This is a genomic window from Streptomyces sp. NPDC107500 (assembly GCF_055582785.1).
Genome location: NZ_JBVJPF010000002.1, coordinates 734,639 through 754,306 on the forward strand (window position 1 = coordinate 734,639; position 19,668 = coordinate 754,306).

18 protein-coding genes are annotated in these 19,668 nt (G+C 72.1%); 17 read left to right on the forward strand and 1 reads right to left on the reverse strand.

Features of this window, described 5'->3' with window-relative positions; all coding sequences use genetic code 11:
* Window positions 1-66 precede the first annotated feature (66 nt).
* Entirely contained in the window at window positions 67-927 is an 861-nt protein-coding gene (locus tag ACZ67M_RS09395; protein WP_392012215.1) for a Rossmann-fold NAD(P)-binding domain-containing protein, read from the forward strand.
* A gap of 135 nt (window positions 928-1,062) precedes the next feature.
* A complete protein-coding gene (locus tag ACZ67M_RS09400; protein ID WP_469850279.1) occupies window positions 1,063-3,477 on the forward strand; it encodes a SpoIIE family protein phosphatase in 2,415 nt (804 codons plus the stop codon).
* Window positions 3,478-3,547: 70 nt separating this feature from the next.
* On the opposite strand, the gene ACZ67M_RS09405 is transcribed toward ACZ67M_RS09400, so the two are convergent.
* The gene (locus tag ACZ67M_RS09405) at window positions 3,548-4,681 is read right to left on the reverse strand and encodes a YihY/virulence factor BrkB family protein (protein ID WP_163016051.1); all 1,134 of its coding nucleotides are present in this window, start codon (window positions 4,679-4,681) and stop codon (window positions 3,548-3,550) included.
* Window positions 4,682-4,780: 99 nt separating this feature from the next.
* Here ACZ67M_RS09405 and ACZ67M_RS09410 point away from each other — a divergent pair, with 99 nt between their 5' ends.
* From ACZ67M_RS09410 to ACZ67M_RS09480, 15 genes are all read left to right on the forward strand, one after another.
* The gene (locus tag ACZ67M_RS09410; RefSeq protein ID WP_392012220.1) at window positions 4,781-6,424 is read left to right on the forward strand and encodes an acyl-CoA dehydrogenase family protein; all 1,644 of its coding nucleotides are present in this window, start codon (window positions 4,781-4,783) and stop codon (window positions 6,422-6,424) included.
* A 242-nt stretch (window positions 6,425-6,666) separates the two neighbouring features.
* Window positions 6,667-7,956: a helix-turn-helix domain-containing protein gene (locus tag ACZ67M_RS09415; RefSeq protein ID WP_385794148.1), complete on the forward strand. Its 1,290-nt coding sequence runs from the start codon at window positions 6,667-6,669 to the stop codon at window positions 7,954-7,956.
* A 183-nt stretch (window positions 7,957-8,139) separates the two neighbouring features.
* Window positions 8,140-9,447, forward strand: a complete 1,308-nt coding sequence (locus tag ACZ67M_RS09420; RefSeq protein ID WP_392101103.1) for a hypothetical protein — start codon at window positions 8,140-8,142, stop codon at window positions 9,445-9,447.
* Between the two features lie 64 nt (window positions 9,448-9,511).
* Window positions 9,512-10,084, forward strand: coding sequence for a GNAT family N-acetyltransferase (locus ACZ67M_RS09425; protein ID WP_469850281.1), 573 nt, complete (start codon window positions 9,512-9,514; stop codon window positions 10,082-10,084).
* Between the two features lie 106 nt (window positions 10,085-10,190).
* On the forward strand, window positions 10,191-10,274 hold the full coding sequence (locus ACZ67M_RS09430) for a putative leader peptide (protein ID WP_309475039.1): 84 nt from the start codon (window positions 10,191-10,193) through the stop codon (window positions 10,272-10,274).
* A 128-nt stretch (window positions 10,275-10,402) separates the two neighbouring features.
* Window positions 10,403-12,100, forward strand: coding sequence for a sulfite reductase SirA (gene sirA / locus ACZ67M_RS09435; protein ID WP_361363972.1), 1,698 nt, complete (start codon window positions 10,403-10,405; stop codon window positions 12,098-12,100).
* Entirely contained in the window at window positions 12,097-12,276 is a 180-nt protein-coding gene (locus ACZ67M_RS09440) for a hypothetical protein (protein WP_361363974.1), read from the forward strand. Before sirA ends, ACZ67M_RS09440 begins: the two co-directional genes overlap by 4 nt.
* The gene (locus tag ACZ67M_RS09445; protein ID WP_469850282.1) at window positions 12,273-12,983 is read left to right on the forward strand and encodes a phosphoadenylyl-sulfate reductase; all 711 of its coding nucleotides are present in this window, start codon (window positions 12,273-12,275) and stop codon (window positions 12,981-12,983) included. Before ACZ67M_RS09440 ends, ACZ67M_RS09445 begins: the two co-directional genes overlap by 4 nt.
* 43 nt (window positions 12,984-13,026) lie before the next feature.
* The gene (cysC, locus tag ACZ67M_RS09450; protein WP_361363980.1) at window positions 13,027-13,563 is read left to right on the forward strand and encodes an adenylyl-sulfate kinase; all 537 of its coding nucleotides are present in this window, start codon (window positions 13,027-13,029) and stop codon (window positions 13,561-13,563) included.
* A complete protein-coding gene (gene cysD / locus ACZ67M_RS09455) occupies window positions 13,560-14,498 on the forward strand; it encodes a sulfate adenylyltransferase subunit CysD (RefSeq protein WP_385794161.1) in 939 nt (312 codons plus the stop codon). Before cysC ends, cysD begins: the two co-directional genes overlap by 4 nt.
* A 2-nt stretch (window positions 14,499-14,500) precedes the next feature.
* Window positions 14,501-15,856 carry a sulfate adenylyltransferase subunit 1 gene (locus tag ACZ67M_RS09460; RefSeq protein ID WP_467320725.1) on the forward strand — a complete coding sequence of 452 codons (1,356 nt, stop codon included), beginning with the start codon at window positions 14,501-14,503 and terminating at the stop codon, window positions 15,854-15,856.
* A gap of 239 nt (window positions 15,857-16,095) precedes the next feature.
* Window positions 16,096-17,199 (forward strand): aliphatic sulfonate ABC transporter substrate-binding protein, encoded by a 1,104-nt coding sequence (locus ACZ67M_RS09465; protein WP_385794164.1) that lies wholly within the window; start codon window positions 16,096-16,098, stop codon window positions 17,197-17,199.
* A gap of 36 nt (window positions 17,200-17,235) precedes the next feature.
* The gene (locus ACZ67M_RS09470; RefSeq protein ID WP_385794166.1) at window positions 17,236-18,030 is read left to right on the forward strand and encodes an ABC transporter ATP-binding protein; all 795 of its coding nucleotides are present in this window, start codon (window positions 17,236-17,238) and stop codon (window positions 18,028-18,030) included.
* Window positions 18,017-18,913, forward strand: a complete 897-nt coding sequence (locus ACZ67M_RS09475) for an ABC transporter permease (RefSeq protein WP_361363991.1) — start codon at window positions 18,017-18,019, stop codon at window positions 18,911-18,913. Before ACZ67M_RS09470 ends, ACZ67M_RS09475 begins: the two co-directional genes overlap by 14 nt.
* A gap of 8 nt (window positions 18,914-18,921) precedes the next feature.
* On the forward strand, window positions 18,922-19,659 hold the full coding sequence (locus tag ACZ67M_RS09480) for a sirohydrochlorin chelatase (RefSeq protein ID WP_361363994.1): 738 nt from the start codon (window positions 18,922-18,924) through the stop codon (window positions 19,657-19,659).
* Window positions 19,660-19,668 lie beyond the last annotated feature (9 nt).

Sequence of the window (19,668 nt, forward strand, 5' to 3'; positions counted from 1 at the left end):
CGCACACGTATGCGGGCGAGCCGTTCGACGATGGGAAGGTGCGGCACCCGGCAGTTGACTGAGGTCATGACAGAGACGAGCAGGCGAGAGAAGACGACGATCGTCGTGACCGGGGCCTCCGGGCGCACCGGGCGGCGGGTGGCCGAGGCGGCGCGGGCGGCCGGGCACGCCGTGCGGGCGGCGTCCCGGGCGACCGGCTTCGACTGGTGGGACCGGTCGACCTGGGCGGACGTCCTGCGCGGCGCCGACGCGGCCTACCTGGTCCATCCCGCGGACGTCGGCGCCCCCGACGCCGCCGACACGGTCGGCGCGTTCGCGCGGGAGGCGGCCGGGCTCGGCGTACGGCGGCTGGTGCTGCTCTCGGCGCGGGGCGAGGAGCGGGCGCGGCCCGCCGAGGAGGCGCTGGCGCAGGCGGGGGCGCACTGGACGGTCGTGCGGTCCGCGTGGTTCGCGCAGAACTTCAGCGAGGGCCCGCTCGTCGCGGAACTGCGCGAGCGCGGGGAGCTGGTCTTCCCGGCCGGCGGGGTCCCGGAGCCGTTCGTGGACCTGCGGGACGTCGCTGACGTGGTGGTGGCGGCGCTGACCTGCGGCGACCGGTACGCCGGGCGGGCACTGGAGGTCTCGGGGCCCCGGCTGCTGACCTTCGGTGAGGCGGTCGCGGAGATCGGGAAGGAGACGGGCCGCGCGCTGACGTACCGGGCGGTCTCGGCGCGGGAGTACGGCGAGAACCTGGCCGCCTTCGGTGTGCCGGCGGAGGAGGCCGCGTTCCTCGTGGAGCTGTTCGGCTCGCTGCTCGACGGCCGCAACGCCCGTCTGTCGGACGGCGTCCAGGAGGTGCTGGGCCGGACGCCGAGGGACTTCGGGGACTTCGTCCGCGAGGGCGCGGCGACGGGCACGTGGGACCCGGAGGAGGCCGGCGGGGCCTAGGTTTGCCGCCCTGACGGATGACGCGTCCGCATGGGTTCGGACACGGGCGCATGCGGCCCGGGCATGGGTGCTGCGGTTGTGCCCGCCCGGGAGAGAGCGGATTCTGTAGGGGACGAACGGGGCTGGTGTGGCGCCATGAGCGCAGGGAAAACGGACCAGAGTGCTGACTTTCGTGGCCCTCTCGACGTCACCAGGGCGGCCACGGTCGTTGCCGACGCGCAGAACACGGTCATCGGATGGAGCCTCGGAGCGGAGCGGCTCTTCGGCTACTCGTCGCAGGAGATCGTCGGCCGCCCCCTGACCACGTTCCTGCCGTCCGGCCCGACGCCCTCCCTCCCCCCTCTCCTGCCCCACTACCGGGGGAACGACGTACGCGCCGCCCGGCACCGGGACGGAACCGAGGTGATCGTCGCCGTCGACGGGTGCCCGCTGCCGGGCGCCGGGACGGCGGTGCGGGTCCTCGTCGCGACGGAGCTGAAGGATCTGCGGCTCTGGGACTCCCGACTGGCACTGTTGCACGGAGTGGCCACCCAGTCCCCCGTCGGCCTGGCCATCTACGACGCCGATCTGCGTCTGACCTGGTGCAACACGGCCTTCGAGCGGGAGATCGGACGACCGTTCGCCGAGTTCCGCGGCCTGCGGGCCGATGAGCTGTACTCCGACGGAAGATTCGTGACCAAGGGGCATCCGCCCACGCTCGACGCGGTCATGCGTCACGTACTGGACACCGGCGAGCCCTTTCTCGACCTGCATTTCCAGGGCCGCCCGCCGAGCGATCCGGCCACGGAGCACCTCTGGTCCTGTGCCTACTACCGGCTCCAGGACGCCGACGGCCAGGTCGTCGGCGTGTGCGAGGACGCGTTCGACATCTCCGACCGATACCGGGCGCAGCGGCGACTGGCGCTGCTCGTCGAGGCGGGCCGGGGGATCGGGACCGCCCTCGACGTGGTGGTCACCGCTGAGAAGATCACCGAGGTGTCGGTACCGGCATTCGCCTCCACGGTCACGGTCGACCTCGCGCGAATGGTCCTGGAGGGCGACATGCCGGCCACCAGCGGCACCGCGGCCATGCCTCTGGTGCGGGTGTCCGCCCGCTCGGCCGACGAGGCGGACGTCGAGAAGCCCGACACCGCCCGCTCACCCGTGGAGTACGCCGCTGGTTCGCCGCAGGACCGCAGCCTCTCCTCGGGCGGCCTCGTGCTCGACAACACGACCCTGGTCGTACCGCTCCGGGCCGGGAACGGCCTGCTGGGACTCGTCACCTTCACGCGCGACGCGGAGTCGGCCACCTTCGACGGCGGAGAAGTCGCACTCGCCGACGAGTTGGTCGCCCGCACCGCCGTGTCCATCGACAACGCCCGCCGATTCACCCGTGAGCGCACCGCCGCCCTGGCGCTGCAACGTCAGTTGCTGCCGCAGCAGCTGCCCGAGGCGTCAGCCGTCGACCTGGCCTACCGCTACCTGCCCACGGATGACGTGACAGGAGTCGGTGGTGACTGGTTCGACGTCATTCCGCTCTCCGGGACCCGGGTCGGCCTCGTGGTCGGGGACGTGGTCGGTCACGGCCTGGGGGCAGCCGCCACCATGGGGCGGCTGCGTACGACCGTACGCGCGTTCGCCCAAATGGACATGGACCCGGTCGAGCTGCTGTCGCGACTCGACGATCTGGTGGCGCAGCCGGCGGAGGAGCAGTGGGGCGGCACGGATGTGCCGGACAGCGCCCATGCGGACGTGACCACGGGGGCGACCTGCCTGTACGCGGTCTACGACCCGGTCTCGCGACGCTGTGTCATGGCGAGGGCCGGGCACCTGCCACCGGCGGTCGTCGACCCGGAGGGCCGGGTGACCTTTCCGGATCTGCCGGCCGGCCCGCCCCTGGGTCTCGGCGGCCTGCCGTTCGAGTCCTTGGAGATCGAGCTTCCGGTGGGCAGCCTGCTGGCCCTCTTCACCGACGGTCTGGTCGAGGCCCGCGACCATGACATCGACCACGGCCTCGGCACACTGGGGCAGGTACTCAGCGACCGGCACGCCCCCCTCGAAGATCTGTGCGACCGCGCCGTGGCGGAGCTCGTGCCGAGCGGCTCGACGGCAGACGACACCGCCCTGCTGCTCGTCCGTACCCGCGAACTCGACACGTCGCAGGTCGCCGAATGGGAACTGCCCGCCGAACCGGTCGTCGCGGGCCGTGTCCGGGACCTTGCCACCCGGCAACTGCACCACTGGGGCCTTGAGGAACTGTCCTTCACGACCGAGCTGGTCGTCAGCGAACTGGTGACCAACGCGGTCAGATACGCCGAAGGACCGATCCAGGTACGGCTCATCCGGGACCGCACCCTCTTGTGCGAGGTCGCCGACGGGGGCCACACGTCCCCGCATCTGCGCCACAGCAGTGCGGACGACGAGGGTGGGCGCGGTCTGTTCATCGTGGCGCAGCTCGTCCAGAGGTGGGGCACCCGCTACTCCCACTCCGGCAAGACCATCTGGACCGAGCAGGCCTTTCCAGCGGCGGAGGGACCGCACGGTCTCCGCCCGCACGCGGGGTCCCCCTAGCCTCGGGCGACGGCTCGCACGCTGCGTTCACGGGCCCCCACGTCGCCGGATGCCGCGCGGACGAGGCCGCTCACGAGGCCTCCGGCTTGTCGTGGTTGGCGGGGGGTGTGTGCTTCGCGTGGGTGCGCAGGCGGGCCGTGACGTCCTCCGGCGGGAGGAAGCGGGACCAGCGTTCCGGGAACTCCGAGGGCATGTCGGGGTCCGACTCTCCGTTCGCGGAGGCGCGGGCCACGTAGTCGGCGACCTGGGCCTGGCGCAGCCGCTCGTTGGCCTCGCGGGCCGCGGCGGTGGCGGCGGCCGGCCAGACCCGGTCGATGGCCGCGTTGACCGCGGCCCCGACGAGCACGGCGAACGCGGACACACCGATCCACAGCAGCACGGCGACCGGCGCGGCCAGCGAACCGTAGATCGTGGGGCCCTCGACGGTGCTGGTGAGGTAGATGCGCAGCAGGAAGCTGCCGAGCACCCACATGCCGAGGGCGACCAGCGCGCCGGGCACGTCCTCGATCCACGGGGAGCGCACCGGCACGGAGACGTGGTACAGCGTGGTCAGGAAGGCCACCGACAGGAGGATCACGACCGGCCAGTACAGGACCTGCACGACCGTCGTCGACCAGGGCACGATCCGCACCACGGCGTCCGGCCCGGCCACCATCAGCGGCAGCGCGACCGACCCGATGAGAAGCGCCACCAGGAAGAGCAGGAAGGCCATCAGGCGGGTCTTGACGATCCCCCGGACGCCGTCGAGGCCGTACATCACGGTGATGGTGTCGATGAAGACGTTCACCGCGCGGGAGCCCGACCACAGGGCGAACAGGAAGCCGATGGAGATGACGTCGGGCCGGCCGCCCTTCATCACGTCGTCCAGGATCGGCTCGGTGATCTGCTTGACGCCCTTCTCGGAGAGCACCGCGCGGGAGGCGTCCAGGATGTTGTTGCGCAGGCTCTCGGTGGTGTCGGCGCCGATCCAGGAGTCGACGTAGCCGAGCAGTCCCAGGAGGCTCAGCAGCAGGGGCGGCACCGACAGCAGCGTGAAGAACGCGGCCTCGGCGGCCAGGCCGAGGATGCGGTACTCCATGCACGAGTTGACCGTGTCCTTGAGCAGCAGCCAGGCGGTCCTGCGTTTGGAGACGTTCCGGTACAGGACCCGGGCACGATGAAGCCGGCCGGAGGGCCGTTCGGGGGATTCACTTGCTGGCTGCACGACCTAAAGGTATCCGCCGCCGGGGGTCGCACTCATCCGCGGACGCCCAGCGGCCGGTGCCGGCTCCGCGCAGGTCCCCGGCACGATAGGTTCGCGTTCATGGCAGGCAGCACCCACACCGTGACGAATCAGGCGCCGCCGCTGGTCGGCCACGACGTCTTCACCGGCGACCGGGCCCTGACGGCCGCCGTCGAGCGGCACCTGGCACCGGAGCTGCGCGCGGAGGCGCTGGCCGAGCTGTCGGGCCTGGGCCGCAGCTGCGGGTCGCTCCAGGCCCAGGAGTGGGGCGAGCAGGCCAACACGAACCCGCCGGTCCTGCGCACCCACGACCGGTACGGCCACCGCGTCGACGAGGTCGACTTCCACCCGGCCTGGCACCGGCTGCTCGGCAAGGGCGTCGCGGCCGGTCTGACCGCGGCCTGGACCCGGCCGGGCGGGCACGTGCGGCGCGCGGCCGGCTTCCTCATGTGGACCCAGGTGGAGGCGGGCAACTGCTGCCCGCTGTCCATGACGCACGCCGCCGTGCCGGCCCTGCGCGCCGATCCGGACCTGGCCGCCGAGTGGGAGCCGCGGCTGACCTCGCGGGTGTACGACCGTGAGCTGCGGCCGGCCCGGCTGAAGGCCGGCGCCCTGTTCGGCATGGGCATGACCGAGAAGCAGGGCGGCAGCGACGTACGGGCGAACACCACGTCGGCCCGGCCGCTGGCCGAGGACGGCACGTACGAGCTGACCGGGCACAAGTGGTTCTGCTCGGCGCCCATGTCGGACGGCTTCCTGGTGCTGGCGCGGGCCCCGGGCGGGCCGACCTGCTTCCTGGTGCCGCGCGTGCTGGCCGACGGCACCCGCAACGTGTTCCTGATCCAGCGGCTCAAGGACAAGCTGGGCAACCGGTCCAACGCCTCCGCCGAGGTCGAGTTCGACGGCACCTGGGCCCGCCGGGTGGGCGAGGAGGGGCGCGGGGTGGCCACCATCATCGACATGGTGGCGGCGACCCGGGTCGACTGCGTGCTGGGCTCGGCGGGTCTGATGCGGCAGGCCGTGGCGCAGGCGGTGCACCACTGCGGGTACCGGGAGGCGTTCGGCGCGAAGCTGGCCGACCAGCCGCTGATGCGCAACGTCCTCGCCGACCTGGCGATCGAGTCGGAGGCGGCGACCACGCTCGCGCTGCGGCTGGCGGCGGCCCAGGACGCGGCGGGCGACGGCGACGAGCGGGAGCGGGCGCTGCTGCGGCTGGCGGTGCCGGCCGCGAAGTACTGGGTGACGAAGCGGTGCGCGCCGGTGGTGGTGGAGGCCGCCGAGTGCCTGGGCGGCAACGGCTACGTCGAGGAGTCCGGCATGCCCCGGCTGGTGCGCGAGTCGCCGCTCAACTCGGTCTGGGAGGGCGCCGGCAACGTACAGGCGCTGGACGTGCTGCGGGCGCTGGGGCGGGAACCGCTGGCGATGGACGCGTACCTGACGGAGGTGGGCCTGGCGCGCGGCGCCGATCACCGGCTGGACGCGGCGATCCGGGGCCTGTTGACGGAACTGGCGGACCTGGCGGACGCCGAGGGGCGGGCGCGGCGGCTGGTGGAGCGGCTGGCACTGGTGCTCCAGGGCTCGCTCCTGGTCCGGTACGCGCCGCCGGAGGTGGCCGACGCGTTCTGCGCCGCGCGGCTGGGCGGCGACGGGGGCGCGGCCTTCGGCACGCTGCCGCCGACCCTGGACCTGGCGTCGGTGGTGGAGCGGGCCCGGCCGGGGGCCTGATCCGGCCAGGTGGTGCGGAGGTGGTGCTGCGCCGACACGGCACCACCTCCGCCACACGGGCCTGTTCCGGCCGCGTACGCCGCTCGGGACGGCGTGGTTCAAGTCTGGCCACCCGCCCGGTCGTCCACCAGGGTTGCAGGGGGTTGCAACTTGCTGCCGGTCGTGTGCGGACTGTGTCCTCACGCGCATGGGCAAGCGGTCACTATGGGACGGACATCCGGCTCCCGGGAGGACGAGGACCTGTGGCGCTCTCGCCGATGGACGTGACGCAGTTCGCCGCCGCCGACGCGGCGCGTGCGGCCCGGATGCTCAGCGAGGTCCGCTCCGCCAGGCTCTCCGGCGGACAGGCCCCGGTGGCACCGAGGCCGGTGATCGAGCAGTCCTGGGAGCGGGTGCTGCGCAGCGGCGTCGATCCCGACCACGACGTCCGCTCCGGGCTGCTGTCGCCGGAGGAGGTGCGGCGGCGGCGCGAGTCCTCGGCGCTGCGGCACGTGCTGCCGCTGCTGCGGGAGACGCTGCTCTCGGTCGCGGACGTCGCCCACCACATCATGGTGGTCGCCGACGAGGACGGCCGGGTGCTGTGGCGGGAGGGCAGCGCTCCGGTGCTGCGCCGGGCCGACGGACTGGGGTTCGAACTCGGCGCGGACTGGCGGGAGGAGGTCGTCGGCACCAACGGCGTGGGGACGCCCGCGGTGACCCGGCGGCCCGTACAGGTCTTCGCCTCCGAGCACTTCGTCCGGTCCCAGGCGACCTGGACCTGTGCGGGGGCGCCGATCACCGACCCGCGCAGTGGCCGGCTGCTCGGCGTGGTCGACGTGAGCGGGCCGCTGGAGACGATGCACCCGGCGACGCTCGCCTGGGTCGACTCGGTGGCCAAGCTGGCCGAGGCCCGGCTGCGCGAGCTGCACGTGCGGTCGCTGGAGCGGCTGCGGGCGGTGGCCGCGCCGGTGCTGGCCCGGCTGGACGGTCGGGCGCTGGTGACGGACCGGGACGGCTGGACGGCGGCGGTGACGGGGATGCCGTACGTGGACCGGGTGGCGCTGCCCAAGTCGCCCGAGGCGGGGACGAGGTGGCTGCCGGCGATCGGGGCGTGCACCGTGGAGCCGCTGGCCGGGGGCTGGCTGGTGCGGGCCGCCGAGGGGCCGGTGCCGGAGGGTGCCACCCGGATCGTGCTGGACCTCGCAGAGCCGCGCCGCCGGTCGGTGCGGGTGCTGGGCGGAGCGGGCGAGTGGACCCGGGAACTGAGTCCCCGGCACGCCGAGTTGCTGTACCTGCTGGCCGTGCACCGGGGCGGTCTCAGCGCCGCCGGCCTGGCCGAGGACGTGTTCGGCGACCCGGCCCGCACGGTGACGGTGCGGGCCGAGATGTCCCGGGTCCGCAGGTACCTGGGCCCGTATCTGGAACATCGGCCGTATCGTTTCTGCGAAGCCGCGGAGGTGGAGCTGCTCCTCCCGCCCGACCCCCGCGACCTGCTCCCCCACTCCACCGCTCCGGCGGTCCGGGAGGGCCGGGCGACGCGGGGCGTACCTTGAAGCACGCGGTATCCCGGCAAACGCCCCGGTTGGCCGTAAAGACGGGTTGATTTCGCATAATTGCAACGTCCGCGTCCGCGGACCCCGCCGACTGCCGTAGCATCCTCTTCTGACCGTCCCATCCGCTCCTCGGTCAACGCGTCCACCGTCGAGCGCAGTTGGTCCGGTGTCCGTGGAGGTTCGATGAAGCATCGCGGCAGACACCGCCGGCGCAGGCGGGGACGGGCGCTGCGCGCGGCCCTGACCGGGGCGGCCCTCGCCCTGACCGGCGCCGCCACGCTGATCAGCGCCTCGCAGGCCACGGTCGCCGACGACCCCGGCACCCTCAAGCCCCTCACCTCCGCCGCCGAGACCGACGCCCTGCGGCTGACGGAGCACCGCGTCCCCGGGCCCTGGCTCGACCGGCTCTCCGACGCCATGGGCGAACCGGTGGGCGTCGACGCCGTACTCGACTCCGCCGACCGCACCCTGCGTGACGCCGCGGACTGCACCGCGGGGGAGAAGGAGTCCCTGCCGGTCTCCCCCGCCGCCACCCGCGCCTACTGCTGGGACGAGGCCGACACCGAGGGCTGGCTGCCCGGCGCGGTCACCACCTCGGGCGACGCGGACGAGGACGGGTCCTGGGGCGCGCACCGCGTCATCGTCTCCGCCTGGTCCCGGGACGACGGCACCCCTCAGGGCGGCCTCGCCCGGGTCTCGTTCGTCGACGCCGACGATCCCGGCCACCTCGGCTACACCTCGGCGCTCCTCGCCGTCCCGGTCGACGGCGGCCACGACTACCGGGGGCTCGCCTCCCCCGTCACCGGCATGGTCTGGTACCAGGACAAGCTGCTGGTCACCACCGCAGCCGGGGACCGCGACGCGCTGTACGTGTACGAGGTGGACCGCGTCCAGCGCGCCACCACCGCGGCCACCGCCGTCGGCCGGGTGCCGGGCGGCTGGGCGGCCAACGGTCACCGCTGGGTACTGCCCGCCGTCGCGTCCTACCGCCTCCCCGACACCGACGACGCCGCACGGCCCGGCGCGATCTCCCTGGACCGCGGCACCTCCCCCGACAGCCTGGTGGCGAGCGAGCGGGTGGCCGCGGACGGAGACCGCCCCACCCGGCTGTGGCGCTACCCGCTGAGCACCGACCCGGACCGCGGTGGCCTCCCGGTCACCGACTCCGCCGGACACGTGGACGCGGTGGAGGCGTTCGAGACCGGGGCGGCCGAGGTCGGCGGTGTGCTGTCGCACCGCCCGGCGGGCGCCGCACACACCGCCTGGTACCTGGACCGCGCGGCCGGCGGTCACGACGGACGCGGCACCCTGTGGCGCCAGGACGCGGAGGGCGCCCGGGCCACCGAGTGCGGCTCCGACGGCTCGCAGCGCTGCTGGAGCGGACAGGCGGGCTCCCTCTCCTACTGGGCGCGGACCGGCGAGGTCTGGTCCCAGTCCGGCAGCGTGCTGTTCGCCCTGCCGCTGAGGTCCATCGAGGCCGCGCTCGACTGAAGCGCGGCCTGGGCCCGGCGCCCGGGATCGACAGATCCGCGAACCGGATGATTCCCTGACCGGCATGACCAACATCGCCGTGACCACCTGGTCCCTGGAGCAGACGGCGCCCACCGACCTGCTGCCGGCCGCCGCTCCGGAGGGGGACGTGCGCATCGTCCGCGCCACGGTGCCCTCCCCCGAGTTCAGCCGCTTCCTCTACGCCTCGGTCGGCGGCGACATCCGCTGGACGGACCGGCTCGGCTGGAGCCACGCCCGCTGGCAGGAGCACCTGGACCGGCCCGGCGTGGAGACCTGGGTCGCGTACGACCGGGGCACGCCCGCCGGATACGTGGAGCTGACGGCCGGCGACGACGGCGTGGTGGAGATCGAGTACTTCGGACTGCTCCCGGCGTTCCGGGGCCGGCGCATCGGGGGCCACCTCCTCTCGTACGGCACCGCCCGCGCCTGGGACCTCGCGGAGCGCCGGCCGGAGCTGGCCACGACCAAGCGGGTGTGGCTGCACACGTGCAGCAAGGACGGCGAGCACGCCATGGACAACTACCGGCGCCGCGGCTTCCGCCTCTTCGACACCAAGGTCGAGGAGGAGGCCGACGTGGCCACGCCGGGGCCCTGGCCTGGAGCGTTCCCCGCCTGATCCCCGGCTGTGATCCACAACACCCTTGTCTCACTCCACGGGACAAGGGTGTCCGCATCTTGGACGAAGCTGGACTGTGTCCAGATCGCCGTGCCAGTCTTCCGTCATGCCTGGAACTGGAATTGCCTTGGTGAGTCGGCGGCACGTCGACCTCGGCCGCATGTCCAGCGCCATCTGTCCGGGCCGCTGAGAGATCTCTCCAGCACTACCGGATTCCCCGCATCAGCCTCCGCCCGCGCAAGGACGCGCATGTCTGCCATGCGCCCGTGCGCGCAGGTCAGAGCCGCTTTCCGTCTGCCTTGAAGGACGTGTCACACCATGGCCGCCACCCCACCCGAGCCTGCCGCCGCGACCCCCCGCCGCAAGGTGAGCCGTCACCGCGGCGAGGGCCAGTGGGCGGCGGGTCACTTCACCCCGCTCAACGCCAACGAGCAGACCAAGAAGGACGACGACGGTCTCAACGTACGGACACGGATTGAGACGATCTACTCCAAGCGGGGTTTCGACTCGATCGACCCCGGCGACCTGCGCGGACGTATGCGCTGGTGGGGGCTGTACACCCAGCGCAAGCAGGGCATCGATGGCGGAAAGACGGCCGTCCTGGAGCCGGAGGAGCTGGACGACAGCTACTTCATGCTCCGCGTCCGCATCGACGGCGGCGCGCTGACCACCGCGCAGCTGCGGGTCGTCGGTGAGATCTCGCAGGAGTTCGCGCGCGGCACGGCCGACATCACCGACCGGCAGAACGTCCAGTACCACTGGATCCGGATCGAGGACGTGCCCGAGATCTGGAACCGCCTGGAGGGCGTCGGCCTGTCCACGGTGACCGCCTGCGGCGACACGCCCCGCGTGATGATCGGCTCCCCGGTGGCGGGCATCGCCGAGGACGAGATCATCGACGGCACGCCGGCGCTGGAGGAGATGAAGCGCCGCGTCCTGAACAACCCCGCTTACTCGAACCTCCCCCGCAAGTTCAAGACCGCGATCTCCGGGTCGCCGGTCCTCGACGTGGTGCACGAGATCAACGACGTGGCGTTCGTCGGCGTGGTCCACCCCGAGCACGGGCCGGGCTTCGACCTGTGGGTCGGCGGCGGCCTGTCCACCAACCCGAAGCTGGGCGTGCGGCTCAACGCGTGGGTGCCGATCGAGGACGTGCCCGACGTCTACGAGGGCGTCATCTCGATCTTCCGCGACTACGGCTACCGGCGGCTGCGCAACCGCGCCCGTCTGAAGTTCCTGGTCGCCGACTGGGGCGCGGAGAAGTTCCGCCAGGTGCTGGAGGACGAGTACCTGAAGCGGAAGCTGACCGACGGTCCCGCCCCCGCCGAGCCCACCAGCCGCTGGCGCGACCACATCGGCGTGCACCGGCAGCGCGACGGCCGCTTCTACGTCGGCTTCGCCCCGCGCGTCGGCCGCGTCGACGGCACCATCCTGACCAAGGTCGCCGACCTGGCGGAGGCGCACGGCTCGGGCCGGGTCCGTACGACCGTCGAGCAGAAGATGATCATCCTCGATGTCGAGGAGGGCCAGGTCGACTCCCTGGTGGAGTCCCTGGAGGCGCTCGACCTCACCGCCCGGCCCTCCAGCTTCCGGCGCGGCACCATGGCCTGCACCGGCATCGAGTTCTGCAAGCTGGCCATCGTCGAGACCAAGGCGCGCGGCGCCTCGCTCATCGACGAGCTGGAGCGCCGCCTCCCCGACTTCGACGAGCCCCTCACCATCAACCTCAACGGCTGCCCCAACGCCTGCGCCCGCATCCAGACCGCGGACATCGGCCTCAAGGGCCAGCTGGTCCTGAACGACCGGGGCGAGCAGGTCGAGGGCTACCAGGTGCACCTGGGCGGCGCCCTCGGCCTGGAGCCCGGCTTCGGCCGCAAGGTGCGCGGCCTGAAGGTCACGGCGGAGGAGCTGCCGGACTACGTGGAGCGCGTCCTCAAGCGCTTCGAGGCCGAGCGCGAGGACGGCGAGCGCTTCGCCACCTGGGCGGCCCGCGCCTCCGAGGAGGCCCTGTCATGAGCGAGCGTGCCGCGCCGTTCTACTGCCCCTACTGCGGAGACGAGGACCTGCGTCCGCACGAGCAGGGTCACGGCGCCTGGGAATGCGCGGCGTGCAACCGCGCATTCCAGTTGAAGTTCCTCGGCCTGCTGGCCCGGGGACTTCAGCCCAACTCCACGGGAGGGGAACCGATATGACCGCGGTTCGGGAAGAGCGTACGACCGACGAACTCAGGGCCCTGGCCGAGCGGGCGGGCCGCGAACTGGAGGACGCCTCCGCCCTGGAGATCCTCCAGTGGGCGGCCGACACCTTCGGCAGCCGCTTCTGCGTGACCTCCTCGATGGAGGACGCGGTCGTCGCCCACCTCGCCTCCCGCGCCCTGCCAGGAGTGGACGTCGTATTCCTCGACACCGGCTACCACTTCCCGGAGACTGTCGGCACCCGGGACGCGGTGGAGGCCGTGATGGACGTGAACGTCATTACGCTCACCCCCCGCCAGACAGTCGCCGAGCAGGACGCCGAGTACGGACCCAGGCTGCACGACCGCAACCCCGACCTGTGCTGCGCGCTGCGCAAGATCAAGCCGCTGGACGAGGGCCTGGCCGGCTACCAGGCCTGGGCGACCGGACTGCGCCGCGACGAGTCCGAGACCCGGGCGAACACCCCCGTGGTCGGCTGGGACGAGAAGCGGCGGAAGGTGAAGATCTCCCCCATCGCCAAGTGGTCACAGGAAGATGTGCAAACGTACGTCGACGAGCACGGCGTCCTCACCAACCCGCTGCTCATGGACGGCTATGCCTCCGTGGGCTGCGCGCCGTGCACCCGCCGTGTGCTGGAGGGCGAGGACGCCCGTTCCGGACGCTGGGCGGGCCTCACCAAGACCGAATGCGGACTGCACGGCTGACATGACGACGACCACCGGACCAACGAGTTTCAGGGAGAACCACGTGACGACCGGAGCCACCGTCTGGCTCACGGGCCTGCCCAGCGCCGGGAAGACCACCATCGCCCACGAGCTGGCCGGCCGCCTGCGCGAGGAGGGCAGGCGCGTCGAGCTGCTCGACGGGGACGAGATCCGCGAGTTCCTCTCCGCGGGCCTCGGCTTCGACCGCGCGGACCGGCACACCAACGTGCAGCGCATCGGCTTCGTCGCCGAACTCCTCGCCCGCAACGGCGTCACGGCGCTGGTCCCGGTGATCGCCCCGTACGCGGAGAGCCGGGACGCGGTCCGCGAGCGGCACGAGGCGAACGGCACGGCCTACGTGGAGGTGCACGTGGCCACCCCGGTCGAGGTGTGCTCGGTGCGCGACGTCAAGGGCCTGTACGCCAAGCAGGCCGCGGGTGAGCTGACCGGGCTCACCGGCGTCGACGACCCGTACGAGGAGCCCGTCAAGCCCGACCTGCGCATCGAGTCGCAGCACCAGACCGTTCAGGAGTCCGCCGCGGCGGTCCACGCCCTGCTCACCGAAAGGGGACTGGCATGACGACGTCCGTGGCGGCCGTGGCGGAGGGCACCGACAGCCCTTACGCCCTCTCCCACCTCGACGCTCTCGAGTCGGAGGCGGTGCACATCTTCCGTGAGGTGGCGGGTGAGTTCGAGCGGCCGGTGATCCTGTTCTCCGGCGGCAAGGACTCCATCCTCATGCTGCACCTCGCGCTGAAGGCGTTCGCGCCCGCGGCGGTGCCGTTCTCGCTGCTGCACGTGGACACGGGGCACAACTTCCCCGAGGTCCTCGACTACCGCGACCGCACCGTCGAACGGCACGGGCTGCGGCTGCACGTCGCCTCCGTGCAGGACTACATCGACCGCGGCGTCCTGCGCGAGCGTCCCGACGGGACCCGCAACCCGCTCCAGACGCTGCCGCTGACCGAGAAGATCCAGGCCGAGAAGTTCGACGCCGTCTTCGGCGGCGGACGCCGCGACGAGGAGAAGGCCCGCGCCAAGGAGCGGGTGTTCTCGCTGCGCGACGAGTTCTCCCAGTGGGACCCGCGCCGCCAGCGCCCCGAGCTGTGGAACCTCTACAACGGCCGCCACGCCCCCGGCGAACACGTCCGCGTCTTCCCCCTGTCCAACTGGACCGAGCTGGACGTGTGGCAGTACATCGCCCGCGAGAACATCGAACTGCCCGCCATCTACTACGCCCACGAGCGCGAGGTCTTCGCCCGCTCCGGGATGTGGCTGACCGCCGGCGAGTGGGGCGGCCCCAAACCCGGCGAGGCCGTGGAGAAGCGGCTGGTGCGCTACCGCACCGTCGGTGACATGTCCTGCACCGGCGCCGTCGACTCCGACGCCGACAGCATCGAGAAGGTCATCGCCGAGATCGCCGTCACCCGGCTCACCGAACGCGGCGCCACCCGCGCCGACGACAAGATGTCCGAGGCCGCGATGGAAGACCGCAAGCGCGAGGGGTACTTCTAGACATGACCCGCACCACCGAACCCACCGGGGCCCTGTCCATCTGGCAGCTGTCCGAGACGACCCTGCTGCGGTTCGCCACCGCCGGCTCCGTCGACGACGGCAAGTCCACCCTCGTCGGACGCCTCCTGCACGACTCCAAGTCCGTCCTCACCGACCAGCTGGAGGCCGTGGAGCGGGCCTCCGCGAGCCGCGGCCAGGACGCCCCCGACCTCGCCCTGCTCACCGACGGCCTGCGCGCCGAGCGCGAACAGGGCATCACCATCGACGTCGCCTACCGCTACTTCGCCACCCCCAGGCGCCGGTTCATCCTCGCCGACACGCCGGGGCACGTGCAGTACACGCGGAACATGGTCACCGGCGCCTCCACCGCCGAACTGACCGTCATCCTGGTCGACGCCCGCAACGGGGTCGTCGAGCAGACCCGCCGGCATGCGGCGATCGCCGCTCTGCTGCGGGTGCCGCACGTCGTCCTCGCCGTGAACAAGATGGACCTGGTCGAGTACCGCGAGCCCGTGTTCGCCGCGATCGCCGAGGAGTTCACCGCCTACGCCACCGAGCTGGGCGTCCCCGAGGTCACCGCGATCCCGATCTCCGCGCTGGCCGGGGACAACGTGGTCGAGCCGTCGGCGGTCATGGACTGGTACGGCGGACCCACCGTGCTGGAGCACCTGGAGACCGTGCCGGTCAGCCACGACCTGGCGCACTGCCACGCCCGGCTGCCCGTGCAGTACGTGATCCGCCCGCAGAGCGCCGAGCACCCCGACTACCGGGGTTACGCCGGTCAGATCGCCGCGGGCACCTTCCGCGTCGGCGACGAGATCACCGTCCTGCCCTCCGGGCGGACCTCGAAGGTGTCCGGGATCGACCTGCTGGGCGTGCCGGTCGAGGAGGCCTGGACACCGCAGTCGGTGACGCTGCTGCTCGAGGACGACATCGACGTCTCCCGTGGCGACCTGATCGTGCCCCGCAAGGACGCCCCCGCCACGTCCCAGGACGTCGAGGCCACCGTCTGCCACGTCGCCGACGCGCCGCTCACCGTCGGCCACCGGGTCCTGCTCAAGCACGGCACCCGCACCGTCAAGGCGATCGTCAAGGACATCCCGGCCCGCCTCACCCTCGACGACCTGTCCCTGCACCCGCACCCCGGACAGCTCGTCGCCAACGACATCGGCCGGGTCACCATCCGCACCGCCGAACCCCTGCCCGCCGACTCCTACGCCGACTCCCGCCGCACCGGGTCCTTCATCCTCATCGACCCCAGCGACGGCACCACCCTCACCGCCGGCATGGCCGGTGAGTCCTTCGCCACGCCGGAGCCCGTCAAGGACGAGGCGGACGAAGACGGGTGGGACTTCTGAGCATGAACTCCCCTGATTTCTATTCCACGTTCGCCAAGGAGGGCGGCCGCGTCGGCAGCGGTGCCCTCGGCAGCGGGCAGGGCGGAGTGGCGCGATGTGTGCGCTGACGTACGCGCACTGCCCGCGCGCCCACACCCCCCACCCGCACAGCCGAAGACAAGCCGACCTCCCGGCCACGACCTGACACCTCGGACGACCCGACAGGCGTGAGAGCCGGACCAACGAGAGGAACACCTCCCGTGCCTGCCACCACCGCCCTGCGCCGCACCGTCGCGGTCCTGGCCGCCCTGCCGCTACTGGCCCTCGCCGCCTGCGGGTACGGCTCCGAGGCCGAGAAGGACGACGGGGCCAAGGTCGCCGCCGGTGCCGAGAAGATCGACGGTCTGGACTCCGTCCGGATCGGGTACTTCGGCAACGTCACCCACGCCACGCCGCTGGTCGGCAACCAGAAGGGCTTCTTCCAGAAGGCCCTGGGCGCCACCGAGGCCAAGTACGCCACCTTCAACGCCGGCCCCTCCGAGATCGAGGCGCTGAACTCCGGCTCCATCGACATCGGCTGGATCGGCCCCTCCCCCTCGATCAACGGCTACACCAAGTCCGGCGGCAAGAACCTGCGGATCATCGGCGGTTCGGCGTCCGGCGGAGTGAAGCTGGTGGTGAACCCGGACAAGATCAAGTCGCTGAAGGACGTCAAGGGCAAGCGCATCGCCACCCCGCAGCTCGGCAACACCCAGGACGTCGCCTTCCTCCACTGGATCGCCGAGCAGGGCTGGAAGACCGACGCGCAGAGCGGCAAGGGCGACGTGACCGTCGTGCGCAGCGACAACAAGGTCACCCCGGACGCCTACAAGTCCGGTTCCCTGGACGGCGCCTGGGTGCCCGAGCCGACCGCGTCGAAGCTGGTCGCCGAGGGCGGCAAGGTGCTGCTGGACGAGTCGACGCTGTGGCCGGACAAGAAGTTCGTGATCACGAACATCATCGTGTCGCAGAAGTTCCTCAAGGAGCACCCGAAGGCCGTCGAGGCGGTGCTGAAGGCGTCGGTCGACACCAACGAGTGGATCAAGGCCAACCCGGACGAGGCCAAGGCCGCCGCCAACAAGCAGCTGGAGAAGGACACCGGCAAGGCCCTGCCCGCCGACGTCCTCGACCCGGCGTGGAAGTCGATCCAGCTCACCGACGACCCGCTGGCCGCCACCCTCGACGCCCAGGCCGAGCACGCCGTCAAGGCCGGTCTGCTCGACCAGCCCGACCTCAAGGGCATCTACGACCTCACGCTGCTCAACAAGGTTCTCAAGGCCAAGGGCAAGCCCACCGTCGACGACGCCGGACTCGGCGCCCAGTAAAGCCCGGATCCGACCGTTCCCCAGGAGGTGACGACCATGGCCACGACCACGACCCTCGCCAAGGCCGCCGACGGCACCGAGTCGGCCGTCCACGCCGCCCGCATCGAGCATGTCTCGAAGTCGTTCGCGGGCCCCGCCGGGCAGCAGCTCGTGCTGGACGACATCACCCTCGATGTCGCGCCCGGCGAGTTCGTCACCCTCCTGGGGGCCTCCGGCTGCGGCAAGTCCACGCTGCTCAACCTGGTGGCGGGCCTGGACAGGCCCAGCACCGGCGAGATCACCACCGACGGACGCCCCGCCCTGATGTTCCAGGAGCACGCCCTCTTCCCGTGGCTCACCGCGGGCAAGAACATCGAACTCGCCCTGAAACTGCGTGGCGTGCCCAAGGCCGAGCGCCGCGAGAAGGCGGAGGAGCTGCTCGAACTCGTCCGGCTCAAGGGCGCGCACGGCAAGCGGGTGCACGAGCTGTCCGGCGGCATGCGCCAGCGCGTCGCGCTCGCCCGGGCACTGGCCCAGGAGAGCAAGCTGCTGCTGATGGACGAGCCGTTCGCGGCGCTGGACGCCATCACGCGGGACGTCCTGCACGACGAGCTGACCCGCATCTGGCGCGAGACCCAGGTGTCCGTCCTGTTCGTCACGCACAACGTGCGCGAGGCCGTCCGCCTCGCCGAGCGCGTGGTGCTGCTGTCCTCCCGTCCGGGGCGCATCGCCCGCCAGTGGACGGTCGGCATTCCGCAGCCGCGCCGCATCGAGGACACCGCCGTGGCGGAGCTGTCCGTCGAGATCACCGAAGAACTGCGTGGGGAGATCCGCCGTCATGGCCAGCACTGAGACCACCACGCCCGCCAAGGACGCGGGAGATCTCGCCGGTCTGGAGGCGGGCCTCGACGCGCTGGAGACCCGGCAGAAGGCCCGTACGCCCTTCAGGCAGACCTTCGTGGAGAAGATCCTGCCGCCCACCGTCGCCGTCCTGCTGGTGCTCGCGGTGTGGCAGGCCCTGGTCTCCTTCAAGATCGTCGACGACCCGACCAAGCTGCCGGCCCCGGCGGACGTGTGGCGGGTGGCGCAGGACGCCTGGCTCCAGGGCGAGTTGCTGGGCTACATCTGGACCAGTGTCTCGCGCGGGCTCTCCGGCTTCCTGCTCGCCCTCGTGATCGGCACCCCCCTCGGGCTGCTGGTCGCCCGGGTGAAGGTCGTCCGCGCCGCCATCGGACCCATCCTGTCCGGCCTCCAGTCCCTGCCCTCGGTCGCCTGGGTACCGCCCGCCGTCATCTGGCTGGGCCTGAACAACTCGATGATGTACGCCGTCATCCTCCTCGGCGCCGTCCCCTCCATCGCCAACGGCCTCGTCTCCGGCGTCGACCAGGTCTCCCCCCTCTTCCTGCGCGCCGGCCGCACCCTGGGCGCCACCGGGCTGAAGGGCACCTGGCACATCGTGCTCCCGGCCGCCCTGCCCGGCTACGTCGCCGGCCTCAAGCAGGGCTGGGCGTTCTCCTGGCGCTCGCTGATGGCCGCCGAGATCATCGCCTCCTTCCCCGACCTCGGGGTGGGCCTGGGCCAGCTGCTGGAGAACGGCCGCAACGCCAGCGACATGGCCATGGTCTTCGAAGCCATCCTCCTCATCCTGATCGTCGGCATCGCCATCGACCTGCTCATCTTCAGCCCGCTGGAGCGGTGGGTACTGCGCAGCCGCGGCCTGCTGGTGAAGAGCTGAGGTACGACATGTCCGCACCGGTCCTTCTGGTCATCGCCCACGGCAGCCGCGACCCGCGGCACGCCGCGACCGTGCACGCCCTGGTCCGCCGGGTCAGGGCGCTGCGGCCCGACGTACGGGTGGAGACGGGCTTCCTGGACTTCAACGTTCCCTCCGTGCCGGGCGTGCTGGAGTCCCTGGCGACGGAGGGGGTGCGGGACGTGGTGGCGCTGCCGCTGCTGCTGACCCGCGCCTTCCACGCCAAGGCGGACATCCCGGCGGTCCTGGCGGACGCCCCGCCGCGGCTCAGGATCCGTCAGGCGGAGGTGCTCGGTCCCTCGCCGCTGCTGCTGGCGGCGCTGGAGCGGCGGCTGTACGAGGCCGGCCTCACGCCCGCCGACAAGTCCTCGACCGGGGTCGTCCTGGCCTCGGCGGGGTCCTCCGACCCGGAGGCGATCGCAGTGATCGCAGAAATCGCGCGGGAGTGGCGGCGTTCCGGTTGGTGCGCCGTGCGGCCTGCGTTCGCCTCCGCATCCCTCCCCCGCACCGAGGACGCCGTGCGGGAGCTGCGCGCCCTGGGCTGCGCACGCGTCGCCGTCGCCCCGTACGTCCTCGCGCCCGGCCGCCTGCCGGACCGGATCGCGCGGGGCGCGGCCGGGGCGGACGTACTGGCGGACGTCCTCGGCCCCTCCCCGGAGGTGGCGCGGGTCCTGCTGGAGCGGTACGACGCGGCGCGGACGCCGGTACTGGCGGCGGTCGGGGCCTGAAGACAGGGC

Coding starts and splice junctions, on each gene's coding strand:
- ACZ67M_RS09470 (WP_385794166.1), top strand. CDS start 17,236: ATGGCCACGACCACGACCCTCGCCAAGGCCGCCGACGGCACCGAGTCG.
- ACZ67M_RS09460 (WP_467320725.1), top strand. CDS start 14,501: ATGACCCGCACCACCGAACCCACCGGGGCCCTGTCCATCTGGCAGCTG.
- ACZ67M_RS09420 (WP_392101103.1), top strand. CDS start 8,140: ATGAAGCATCGCGGCAGACACCGCCGGCGCAGGCGGGGACGGGCGCTG.
- ACZ67M_RS09480 (WP_361363994.1), top strand. CDS start 18,922: ATGTCCGCACCGGTCCTTCTGGTCATCGCCCACGGCAGCCGCGACCCG.
- ACZ67M_RS09425 (WP_469850281.1), top strand. CDS start 9,512: ATGACCAACATCGCCGTGACCACCTGGTCCCTGGAGCAGACGGCGCCC.
- ACZ67M_RS09445 (WP_469850282.1), top strand. CDS start 12,273: ATGACCGCGGTTCGGGAAGAGCGTACGACCGACGAACTCAGGGCCCTG.
- ACZ67M_RS09440 (WP_361363974.1), top strand. CDS start 12,097: ATGAGCGAGCGTGCCGCGCCGTTCTACTGCCCCTACTGCGGAGACGAG.
- ACZ67M_RS09430 (WP_309475039.1), top strand. CDS start 10,191: ATGCCTGGAACTGGAATTGCCTTGGTGAGTCGGCGGCACGTCGACCTC.
- ACZ67M_RS09410 (WP_392012220.1), top strand. CDS start 4,781: ATGGCAGGCAGCACCCACACCGTGACGAATCAGGCGCCGCCGCTGGTC.
- ACZ67M_RS09475 (WP_361363991.1), top strand. CDS start 18,017: ATGGCCAGCACTGAGACCACCACGCCCGCCAAGGACGCGGGAGATCTC.
- ACZ67M_RS09395 (WP_392012215.1), top strand. CDS start 67: ATGACAGAGACGAGCAGGCGAGAGAAGACGACGATCGTCGTGACCGGG.
- ACZ67M_RS09400 (WP_469850279.1), top strand. CDS start 1,063: ATGAGCGCAGGGAAAACGGACCAGAGTGCTGACTTTCGTGGCCCTCTC.
- sirA (WP_361363972.1), top strand. CDS start 10,403: ATGGCCGCCACCCCACCCGAGCCTGCCGCCGCGACCCCCCGCCGCAAG.
- cysD (WP_385794161.1), top strand. CDS start 13,560: ATGACGACGTCCGTGGCGGCCGTGGCGGAGGGCACCGACAGCCCTTAC.